Origin of the sequence: Longimicrobium sp. (assembly GCF_048594345.1) — a bacterium.
GTDB lineage: Bacteria > Gemmatimonadota > Gemmatimonadetes > Longimicrobiales > Longimicrobiaceae > Longimicrobium.
Genome location: NZ_JBMDXM010000189.1, coordinates 58,913 through 71,079, shown reverse-complemented (window position 1 = coordinate 71,079; position 12,167 = coordinate 58,913). Strand labels below are relative to the sequence as shown.

Annotated in this window: 1 protein-coding gene; it reads left to right on the top strand. The window is 72.1% G+C overall.

From position 1 onward, the window contains the following. Positions 1–11,976 (top strand): amino acid adenylation domain-containing protein (locus tag ACOJUJ_RS20970; protein ID WP_420128863.1); only part of this gene is annotated, 11,976 nt, incomplete at its 5' end. Positions 11,977–12,167: the final 191 nt, after the last annotated feature.

Below are 12,167 nucleotides of genomic sequence, written 5' to 3'. Positions count from 1 at the left end.
CTCGCCGATTCGGCGGCACCGCTCCTCCTCACCCGCGCCGGGCTGGTCCCGGGCTTCCCGGCCGGGCCCTGGCGGGTCGTCCTCGTCGACGAGGCGGAGGCCGAGGCCGCCCGTCTTCCCGCGACCTCGCCCGGCGTGGCGGTGGAGGCCGGAAGCCTGGCCTACCTGATCTACACCTCCGGCACCACCGGACGCCCCAAGGGGGTGATGGTGGCGCACGGCGGCCTGGCGGCCCTGGCGCGCGCGCAGGCCGCGCTGCTGGCCGTGGGCCCGGACAGCCGCGTCCTGCAGTTCGCGCCGGCCAGCTTCGACGCGTCGGTGGCGGAGATGGGGCAAGCGTTCGCGGCGGGCGCCGCCCTGGTCCTGGCGCGGCAGGAGGAGCTCCTTCCCGGGCCCGGCTTCGCGGCGCTCCTGCGCGAGCGCGGGGTCACCCACGTTACCCTTCCCCCCTCCGTCCTTGCCGCCCTTCCGCCCGCGGAGCTCCCGGCTCTGCGGGTGCTGGCGGTGGCGGGGGAGGCGTGCGGCGCGGCGCTGGTGGAGCGCTGGGGGGCGGGGCGCCGCTTCGTCAACGCCTACGGCCCCACCGAGGCCACGGTGTGCGTGACGATGGGCGACTGCGCGGCGGGCGAGGCCGTCACCATCGGCCGGGCGCTGCCGGGGGTGCGGGCGTACGTGGTGGCGGAGGACGGGCGGATCGTGACGCCCGGCGAGGCGGGGGAGCTGTGCGCGGGAGGCGGCGGGGTGGCGCGCGGCTACCACGGGCGCCCCGCGGCCACGGCCGAACGCTTTGTCCCCGACCCGTTCGCCGGCGTGCCCGGGGCGCGGATGTACCGGACGGGCGACCTGGCGCGGGCGCGGGAGGACGGGCGCCTGGAGTACCTGGGCCGCACGGACCGGCAGGTAAAGGTGCGCGGGCACCGGGTGGAGCTTGACGAGGTGGAGGGCGTCCTCCTCGCCCACCCCGGCGTGGCCGCGGCGGCGGTGGCCGCGTACCAGGCGGGCGACGGACTGCTGACCCTGGCGGCGCACGTGGTTCCGGGCCCCGCCGCGCCCTCCGACGCGGAGCTGCGCGCGTGGCTGGCGGAGCGCCTTCCCCCGTTCATGCTCCCCTCGGGTTTCGTTCGCCTTGCGGCGCTCCCGCTCTCGCCCGGCGGAAAGGTGGATCGCGCGCGCCTCCCCCGCCCCCATTCCTTCGCCGCGGCGGAGGGGACGCCGCCCCGGACCGCCACCGAGCACGCGCTGGCGCGGATCTGGGGCGAGGTGCTGGGGATGGAGGGCGTCCCCGTCGACCGTCCCTTCCTGGAGCTGGGCGGGCACTCGCTGCGGGCGATGAGCGTCCTGTCTCGCGTCACCGACGCGTTCGGGGTGGAGGTGCCGCCCCACGTTCTTCTCCGCTCGGGGAGCGTCCAGGAGGTGGCGGAACTGCTGGACGCGGCGGGCGGCGGCTCCAAGGCGGGCGTCCCCGCTCCGGAGCGCGCTCCCCGCGAAGGGGCGATCCCCGTGTCGGTGGCGCAGGAGGCGATCGGGTTCCTGGAGCAGTTCGCGCCGGGGCAGATGGCCTATCGCGCCCAGGCCATCCTGCGGCTGAGTGGGGCGCTGGACGTGGACGCGCTGGAGCGGAGCCTCGCCGAGATCGTGCGCCGCCACGAGATCTTCCGAACCACCTTTCCCGTGGAGGACGGCGCGCCGGCGCAGCGGATCCACGCCCCCTGGCGGGTGGCGCTTGCGGTGCGCGAGGTGGCGGACGAGGTGGAGTTCGCCGAGTGCGTGCGCGAGGAGTTCCTGCGCCCCTTCAACGCGGCCCGCCTTCCCCTGGTGCGGTGGAGCCTGCTCCGGCGCTCGCCCAGGGAGCACGTGCTGCTGATGGTGGAGCACCACTTTGTGCACGACGGCTGGTCGTTCGGGGTCTTTCTCCACGAGCTGCGCGCGCTCTACCTGGCGTTCGCCCGCGGCGAGCATTCTCCGCTCCCCGAGCCGGGGCTGCAGTTTGCCGACTATGCGGCGTGGCAGCGCCGGTGGATGGAAACCGAGGCGGCGGAGGCCAAGCTCGGCTTCTGGGAGCGGCGGCTGGCCGGGGTGCCGGTGCTGGAGCTCCCCACCGACTTTCCACGACCTTCCGTCATCCGCTTTCGCGGCGCGGCGGAGCGCGTCCGGCTTGACCCGGCGCTGGCGGCGGAGGCGCGCGCCTTCAGCCGGCAGCACGGCGTCACCCTCTTCGTCACCCTGCTGGCCGCCTACCAGGCGCTCCTGGCCCGCTACTCCGGGCAGCGGGACTTCTGCGTGGGGAGCGCGGTGGGGAACCGGGGGCACAAGGCGTTCGAGGGGGTGATCGGGATGATCGTGAACACGGTGGCGCTGCGGGCCGACCTGGACGGCTACCCCACCGTGCGCGAGCACCTGCGGCGCGTGCGCGAGACCACGCTGGACGCGTACGCGCACCAGGAGGTCCCCTTCGAGCGGGTGGTCCGGCGCCTTCAGCCGGAGCGCGGCACGGGCACGCTCCCCATCTGCCAGGTCCTCTTTTCCTTTCACAACGCGCCCATGCCGGAGCTTCGGTTCGGCGGGGTGGACGTGGAGGTGGAGGAGGCGCAGGGGAACGGCTCGGCCAAGTTCGACCTGCAGGTGGTGGTGATCCCGCGGGCGGAGCAGGGGGTGGCGGAAAAGGCGGATGAGGTGGTGATGGTGTGGGAGTACAGCACCGATCTCTATGCGCGCGACACCATCCTCCGCATGGTCGATCACTTCCACGTGCTCCTGGCGGGGCTGGTGCGAAATCCCGACCGCCCGGTGGATGAGCTCCCGCTCCTGGACTCGGCCGAGCGGCTGCAGGTCGTGGAGGCGTGGAACCAGACCGAAGCCGGGGTTCCGGCGGACCTGTGCATCCACGAGTTGTTCGAGGCCCAGGTCGCCCGCACGCCGGAGACGGTGGCCGTGCGCTTCGAGGACGCGTCGCTCACCTATGCGGAGCTGAACGCCCGCGCGAACCAGCTCGCTCACCACCTGCGCGGCCTGGGTGTAGGCCCGGAGGTGCGCGTGGGCGTGCTGATGGAGCGCAGCCTGGAGATGGTCATCTCCCTTCTGGCCGTGCTCAAGGCCGGGGGCGCCTACGTGCCGCTGGATCCGGGCCTCCCCGCCGATCGGCTGGCGTACATGCTGGAGGATGCGGACGTGGCCGTGCTGCTCACCCAGGAGCGGCTGCGCGACATCCTCCCCGCCTCCAAAGTGCCGGCGCTGGAGGTGGATGAGGGGTGGGATGCGATCGCGGGGGAGAGCGCGGAAAACCCTGTGTCTGCCGTGACGCCGTCGAACGTGGCGTACGTCATCTATACCTCCGGCTCCACCGGCCGCCCCAAGGGGGTGATGAACGCGCACCGGGGCGTGGTGAACCGGCTGGTGTGGATGCAGGCGCAGTTCGGCATCGGCGCGGACGACGTGGTGCTGCAGAAGACGCCGTTCTCCTTCGACGTGTCGGTGTGGGAGTTCTTCTGGCCGCTGAGGCAGGGCGCGCGGCTGGTGATGGCACGGCCGGACGGCCACCGCGACCCCGCGTACCTGCAGGAGGTGATGGAGCGCGAGGGGGTGACGACACTGCACTTTGTCCCCTCCATGCTCCAGCCGTTCGTGGACACGGTAGATTCGGCGCGCTGCGCGCCGCTCCGCCACGTGATCTGCAGCGGCGAGGCACTGCCGCCGGCACTGGTGCGGCGCTTCTACGACCGGTTCGCTGGCCCCGTGGAGCTCACCAACCTGTACGGCCCGACGGAAGCGGCCGTGGACGTGAGCTGCTGGGCCTGCCCGCGCGACGAAGCGGCCGACGTGGTGCCGATCGGCCGGCCGGTGTGGAACACGCAGTTGTACGTACTGGACGCCGCGCTCCAGCCTCTCCCCGTGGGCGTACCGGGCGAGCTGTACATCGGCGGCGTGCAGGTGGCGCGCGGCTACCAGGGCCGCGCGGCGATGACGGCGGAGCGCTTCATCCCCGATCCGTTCTCGGCGGAGCCTGGCGCGCGCCTCTACCGCACGGGCGACCGGGCGCGGTGGCGGGCGGACGGCGCTATCGAGTACCTGGGGCGCCTGGACTTCCAGGTGAAGGTACGCGGGTTCCGCATCGAGCTCGGCGAGATCGAGACGCGGCTGGCCGAGCACGCGGACGTGCGCGAAGTGGTGGTCCTGGCGCGCGCGGATGGGGGCGAGCAGCGGCTGGTGGCGTACGTGGTGGGCAACGTGGACGCGGGCGTGCTGCGCGAGCACCTGCGCCGGGAGCTGCCGGAGTACATGGTGCCGGCCGCGTTCGTCCCGCTGGACGCGTTGCCGCTGACGGCGAACGGCAAGCTGGACCGCAAGGCGCTGCCCGCGCCGGAGGGGGATGCGTACGCGGCACGGCGTAGCTACGAGGCACCACTGGGGGAGATCGAGACGGCGCTGGCGGAGACCTGGGGCGAGGTGCTGGGCCTGGAGCGGGTGGGGCGGTGGGACCACTTCTTTGAGCTGGGCGGGCACTCGCTGCTGGCGATCAAGCTGATCGGGCGGATGCGGAGCGCGGGGCTGCACGCGGACGTGCGGGCCCTGTTCACCACGCCGGTGCTGGCCGAGCTGGCACTGGCGGTGGGCGGAGCGTCCTTGGAAGTGGAGATCCCCGCGAACGGAATCGCGGAGGGGTGCGGGTCCATCACGCCGGAGATGCTGCCGCTGGTGGAGCTGAGCCAGGCGGAGATCGACCGCATCGTCGCGGGGGTGCCGGGCGGCGCGGCCAACGTGCAGGACATCTACCCGCTGGCCCCGCTGCAGGAAGGGATTCTGTTCCACCATCTGCTGTCGCGGGAGGGGGATCCCTACGTGATGTCGATGGTGACGGAGCTCGACACCCGCGCGCGCCTGGAGCAGTACCTGGCGGCCCTGCAGGCGGTGATCGATCGCCACGACATCCTGCGTACCGCCGTGGCCTGGGAGGGGTTGCGCGAGCCGGTGCAGGTCGTCCTGCGGAACGCGCCGCTGCCGGTGCGGGAGGTGGAACTGGATGCGGATGCAGAGGATGCGGCCGGGCAGCTGTGGCGGCGCCACGATCCTCGGCGGTACCGAATGGACCTGAATCGAGCGCCGCTGCTGCATGCGTCGATCGGCGAGGACCGTGCGAGCGGCCGTTGGCTGCTGCTGATGCTCACGCACCACCTGGCGAGCGACCACGAATCTCTGGAGGTGCTGCGGGAGGAGATCTCGGCGCACCTGCTGGGCCGGGAGTCAGAGCTGCCGGCGCCGCTCCCCTTCCGCAATTACATGGCGCAGGCGCGCCTGGGGGTAAGCCGGGAAGAGCACGAGCGGTTCTTCCGCGGAATGCTGGGGGACGTCGACGAGCCGACGGCGCCGTTCGGGCTGCTGAACGTGTGGGGGGAGGGGCGTGGGATCGCGGAGGCGCGGCTTCCAGTCGCCCACGACGTCGGCGCACGGCTGCGGCGCCGGGCGCGGGCGCTGGGGGTAAGCGCGGCCAGCCTGTGCCACCTGGCGTGGGCGCAGGTGCTGGCGCGGCTTAGCGGGCGAGAGGACGTGGTCTTCGGGACGCTGCTCTTCGGCCGCATGCAGGGCGGGGAAGGGGCAGACCGGGTGATGGGGCCGCTCATCAACACGCTGCCGGTTCGGATCGGCGTGGGCGAGGAAGGGGCCGAGGCGGCGGTGCGGCGTACACACGCGCTGCTGGCGGACCTGCTGCGGCACGAGCACGCCTCACTGGCGCTGGCGCAGCGCAGCAGCGGCGTAGCGGCCCCCGCGCCGCTGTTCACCTCGCTGCTGAACTATCGCCACGGCGGCGGGACGACGCGCTCGCGGCAGGCGGAGGAGGGCGTGCGGAGCATTCGCGCGCAGGAGCGGACCAACTACCCCGTGACGCTCGCGGTGGACGACCGGGGGGATGCGTTCTCGCTGGTGGCGCAGGTGGCGGTGCCGGCGGATGCGGAGCGGGTGTGCCGGATGATGCACACGGCGCTGGAGCGTCTGGTGGAGGCGCTGGAGGCCACGCCCGGGTGGGCGATCGGGAGCATCGACGTGCTGCCCGAGGCGGAGCGCCGCGTGGTGGTGGAGGCGTGGAACCGCACCGACGCGGAGTACCCCGCGGGTTCCTGCATCCACGAACTGTTCGAGGCGCAGGCGGCGCGCACGCCGGAGGCGGTGGCCGTGCGCTTCGAGGGGGAATCGCTCACCTACGCCGCGCTGGACGACGCGGCCAACCGGCTGGCGAACCACCTGCGGCGCCGCGGGGTTCGGCCGGAAACCCGCGTGGGCATCTGCCTCCCTCGCACGCCGGAGCTGGTGGCCGCAATGCTGGGCGTGCTGAAGGCGGGCGGCGCCTATGTCCCATTGGACCCGGCGTACCCGCGCGAGCGGCTGGGCTACATGCTCGAGGATGCCGAGGTTGCCCTCGTCATCACCGACTTGGCCCTCGCGGATCGTCTGCCCCAGAACGCGCCCGGGCTGCTGCTGCTCGACGTGGAGCGCGACGCGATCGCGGCGGAGTCCGCCGCCGCGTCGGAGAGCGGCGTGGTTTCCGAAAACCTGTCGCACGTCATCTTCACCTCCGGGTCTACGGGCCGGCCCAAGGGTGTGATGATCCGCCACGCCTCGACCGTGGTCCTGCTGCACTGGCTGCGGGAGAACGTCACGGACGAGGAGCGCTCGTCGGTGCTGTTCTCGACGTCGATCAACTTCGACGTCAGCATCGCCGAGGTCTTCGGCACACTCGCGTGGGGCGGCAAGCTGGTGATCGCCGAGAACGCGCTGGAGCTGGCGACGCTCGGCGAAGAGGTGGTCTACGCCAGCATGGTGCCCAGCGCGGCGGCGGAACTGCTGCGCAGCGGCGGCATCCCGGCAAGCGTAAAGACGCTAAACCTGGGCGGCGAGGCGCTGCCGAACGCGCTGGCGCAGGGGCTGTACGCGCTGGGTACGGTGGACAAGGTCGGCAACCTGTACGGGCCTACGGAAGACACCACCTACTCGACGTACTCGCTGGTTCCACGCGGCGCGGAGCAGGTGCTGGTGGGCACGCCGGTGGCGAACACGCGGGCGTACGTCCTGGACGCGCACCTGCATCCCGTGCCGATCGGTGTAGCCGGCGAGCTTTATCTTGCCGGCGACGGCCTGTCGCGCGGCTACGCGAACCACCCCGCGATGACGGCGGAGCGCTTTGTCCCCTGCCCGTTCGGCGCGCCGGGAATGCGGATGTACCGGGTGATGGACCTCGTGCGATGGAAGGAAGTGCGAGAGTCGACGGGCGACGCGGTTTTGTGTGAGGACGCATCCACTTTCGCGCTTTCGCACTCTCGCACTTTCGCACTCGAGTACCTGGGCCGCACCGATTTCCAGGTGAAGGTTCGCGGCTATCGCATCGAACCGGGCGAAATCGAGGCGCGGCTGGCGGAGCACCCGGGCGTCCGCGCCCCGGTCGTGCTCGTCCGCGAGGACGCGCCCGGCGACCGGCGGCTGGTGGCGTACTACCTGGCGGACGAGCCGGTCGCCGTGGACGCGCTGAAGTCGCACCTCGCCGAGCGCCTTCCGGAGTACATGGTGCCGTCGGCGTACGTGTGGATGGCTGAGTACCCACGGACACCCAACGGCAAGACCGACCGCCGGGCGCTCCCGGCTCCTGAGCATGACGCCTATGCGGCCCACGCGTACGAGGCTCCGGTGGGCGAAACCGAGCAGGCGGCGGCCGCGATCTGGGTCGAGGTGCTGGGTGCCGGGCGGGTGGGCCGCGGGGACGACTTCTTCGCGCTGGGCGGACACTCGCTGTTCGCGGTGCGCGTCGTCTCGCGCGTGCGGCAGGTGCTGGGCGTGGAAGCCTCGCCGCGCGACCTGTTCGAGCGGCCCGTGCTGGCGGATTTTGCGCGCCGGTTGGAAACCGCCGCGAGTGCCGAGGCAACGGAGATCGCGCAGGTGGAGCGCTCCGGCCCGCTCGCGCTGTCGTTCGCGCAGCAGCGCCTGTGGTTCATCGAGCAGATGCAGGGCGTGGGCGCGGCCTACCACATCCCCATGCGCCTGCGGCTGCGGGGCGACCTGGACCGTGGCGCGCTGGTGCGGTCGCTGGACCGTATCGTCGCGCGGCACGAGGCGCTGCGGACGACCTTCCCCGCGGTGGATGGCGAGCCGGTCCAGCACATCGCACCGGTCGGGGAGAGCGGGTTCCAGCTGGTGGAGCACGACCTCCGCGCCCAGGCGGACGCGGAGGACGCGCTGCGCCGCCTGGCGCAGGACGAGGCGAGCGCGCCCTTTGACCTGGCGCATGGCCCGCTGTTCCGCGGGCGGCTGATCCGCATGGCGGCGGACGACCACGTGCTGCTGCTGACGATGCACCACATCGTCTCCGACGGCTGGTCGATGGGCGTGCTGTACCGCGAGCTCTCCGCGCTCTACGCCGCACAGCGCGAAGGCCGCGAGGCCAGCCTGCCCAAACTGCCGGTGCAGTACGCCGACTACGCCGCGTGGCACCGCCGCTGGGTAGAAGGGCCCGTCCTGGAAGCCCAGGCCGAGTACTGGACCCGGACGCTGGCCGGCGCGCCGGAGCTGCTGGAGCTGCCGACGGATCACCCGCGCCCGGCAAGGCAGGACTTTGCCGGTGCGCTGGTGAAGGTGGAGCTGGACGACGCGCTTGCCGCGGCGCTCCGAACGCTGTCGCAGCGTCACGGCACCACGCTGTTCATGACGCTGCTCGCCGGCTGGGCCGTCGTGCTTGCCCGGCTTTCCGGCCAGGACGACGTGGTGATCGGCACACCGAGCGCAAACCGCGGGCGGCGCGCGATCGAGGGTTTGATCGGCTTTTTCGTCAACACGCTGCCGCTGCGCGTGGACCTTTCCGGCGCGCCCACGGCGGCCGGGCTGCTGAACCGGGTCAGGGCGCTCGCGCTAGAGGCGCAGCGTTATCAGGACATCCCCTTCGAGCAGGTGGTGGAGCGCGTCCATCCCACGCGCAGCCTGGCGCACGCCCCGCTCTTTCAGGTGATGTTCACCTGGCAGAACGCGCCGGAAGAAAGCCCGGAGCTGCCGGGGCTGGCGGTCGGTCCGCTGGACCCGTCGGCCTCCGCGGGCTCCTCGTCGCCGGTGAGCGCGAAGGTCGACCTGTCGCTGACGCTCCGGGAGGACGGCGGACGGATCGCCGGACACCTGGCGTACGCCACCGCGCTCTTTGACCGGGCCACGGTGGAGCGGTACGCAGGCTACCTGCGGCGGGTGCTGGAGGAGATGGCCGCGGACGACCGCCGGCCTGTACACCGTCTGGAACTGCTGAACGAGGCGGAGCGCGCCCGGCTGCTCGCGCTGGGCGAAGGCGCCGCGCCCGAGTTCCCCCGCGCCACGGTGGATGTGCTCTTTGCGCAGGCCGCCGCGTCGTCACCGGACGCCGTGGCGCTGGCGTGGGACGGCGGGCGGATGACGTACGCGGAGCTGGACGGCCGCGCCAACCGCCTTGCCCACCACCTGCGCCGCGCCGGCGTGGCCGCGGGGATGCGCGTGGGCGTGTGCCTGGAGCGCGGGCCGGAGATGGTCGTTGCCACGCTGTCCGTGCTCAAGGCGGGCGGCGCGTACGTGCCGCTGGACCCGGCGTACCCGGCGGAGCGGCTGGCCTTCATGCTGGCCGACACCGCCGTCTCCGTGCTGGTGACGGAGTCGCGGCGGGTGGACCGCCTGCCGCCCCACGCCGCGCGGATCGTGCGGGTGGACGCGGACGCGGCGGCGATCGCGGCGGAATGGTCCGACTCGTTCGTTGCGGGGACGGACCCGGAAGCGCCGGCGTACGTGATGTACACCTCCGGCTCCACCGGCCGCCCCAAGGGTGTCGAGGTGCCGCACCGGGCCATCGTGCGCCTGGTGCGCGGGCAGGACTACGTATCCATCGACCCTTCCGACGTGTTTCTGCAGCTGGCGCCCGCCTCGTTCGACGCGGCCACGCTGGAGCTGTGGGGGCCGCTGCTGAACGGCGCGCGCCTCGCCATCCATCCCGCCGGGCAGATCTCCGTAGAGACGGTCGGGCGGGCGCTGGCGGAGCACGGCGTCACCATCTTCTGGCTGACGACAGCCCTCTTTCACCTGGTGGTGGAGGAGCGCATCGAGATCCTTCGCGGCGTGCGCCAGCTCATCCCCGGTGGCGAGGTGCTTTCCGTCGCCCACGCGCGCCGGGCGCTGGCGGAGCTGCCGGAGACGACGCTCATCAACAGCTACGGGCCCACGGAGAACACCACCTTCACCAGCTGCCACCCCATTACCCAGGCGCCGCCGGGGGCCGGCATCCCCATTGGCCGGCCGATCGCGAACACGTACGTGCGCGTGCTGGACGCGGCGATGCAGCCGGTGCCGATCGGTGTGCCCGGCGAGCTGTACACGGGGGGCGCGGGCCTGGCGCTGGGCTACCTGAACCGTCCGGAGCTGACGGCGGAGAAGTTCGTGGCCGACCCGTATCTCCCTGGCGCGCGGCTGTACCGCACCGGCGACCGGGTGCGCTGGCGGGAGAGTGCGGAAGCGCGTGAGTGCGTGAGTGCGGAAGTGGATTCTGTCCCCGCGGACTCCCGCACGGACGCACTCCCGCACTTACGCACTGCTGTTCTCGAGTTTCTGGGCCGCGTGGACACGCAGGTCAAGATCCGCGGCTTCCGCATCGAGCCGGGGGAGATCGAGGCGCGGCTGCTGGAGCACGCCGGTGTGCGGGAAGCGGTGGTGCTGGCGCGCGAAGACGCTCCGGGAAAGAAGTGGCTGGTCGCCTACGTCGTGGCCGAGGCCTCGGCCGACGCGCTCAGGGCGCACCTCGAAGCCCGTCTGCCGGCGTACATGGTGCCGGCGGCGTACGTGCGGATGCAGGCGCTGCCGCTCACGGCCAACGGCAAGCTGGACCGCCGCGCGCTCCCTGCGCCGGACGGCGCGGCGTTCGCGCGCCGCGGCCATGAGCCGCCGCGCACCACCACGGAGCAGGTGCTGGCGGAGATCTGGACCGAGGTGCTGGGGGTGCAGCGGGTGGGCCGGCGCGACCACTTTTTCGATCTGGGCGGCAACTCGCTGCTCGCTGTGCGGCTGGTGAGCCGGGCGCGCGAGGCGGTGAACCCCGCGGCGACGGTGGAGGACGTGTTCGCGCACCCCACGCTCTACGGGCTTGCGGCGCGGCTGCGGGGGGACGCCACGTGGTTTGGCACCCGCGCCATCCCGGTCCGGGAAACCGGCTCCGAGCGCCCCCTGTTCGTGGTGCACGACGCGGTGGGCATCGTGTTCTACGGGCAACTCCTCCGTCCGCACCTGGATGCCGAAATCCCCATGTACGCCCTCCCCGGGCCGCTCGGCGACACGGAGGAACTGGGCTCCATGGACGACATGGTGACCCGGCTGGTGCGGATGATGACGGAGGTGCAGCCGGAGGGGCCGTATCGCCTGGTGGGGTGGTCGGCGGGCGGGGTGTTTGCCTACGCGATGGCGGAACGGCTGGTCAGGACGGGGCGGGCGGTGCAGTTCCTGGGGCTGCTGGACACCTCTCACCCGGCCATCCTGACGGGCCGGGATTCGCCGCGGGCGCGGCAGTTCACGGTGCTGGATCTGCTGGCCCGGGACGGCGGCGTGGCCCCGGCGACGCCCGAAGCGCTCCGGGCGCTCAAGGAAGAAACCGAGGGGCTGGGCCTGCCGGGGTTCTTCGCCGCGTGCAAGGCGCGGCGGCTCCTTCCCGAAACGGTTACCCTGGCCCGCGCCGAGCAGGTGGAGAGCCGGATCGCCCTCCTCAAACGCAGCAACGTGGAGTACGTCCCCGGGCCGCTCCCGTTCCCCGTCCACCTCTTCACCTGCGACGAGGCGGATGCGAAGGGCGACCCGCGCCTGGGCTGGCGGGACCTGCCGGGGGGCGCTCCGTTCCGGCTGGTGCGCGTTCCCGGTATGCACCACACCATGTGGAAAAAGGGGAACGTGGAGGTGGTGGGGGCGGCGATCTCCCGCGCGATCCGTGCGTCCGCCGCAGACGAGGGCTGATCTGATGCTGATACCGAATCCGCAAAAGATTTGGCACGCAGAGGAAACAGAGGAAGCAGAGAACTGCCTGATAAATCCCCTTTTTCTCTGCTTCCTCTGCTCCCTCTGCGTGAGAACCTGCAGTTGGGAATAATGAGTGTATGTGCGGATTTGGGATGAAATCAACCTGTCCCACTCCCTCTACCTGACAC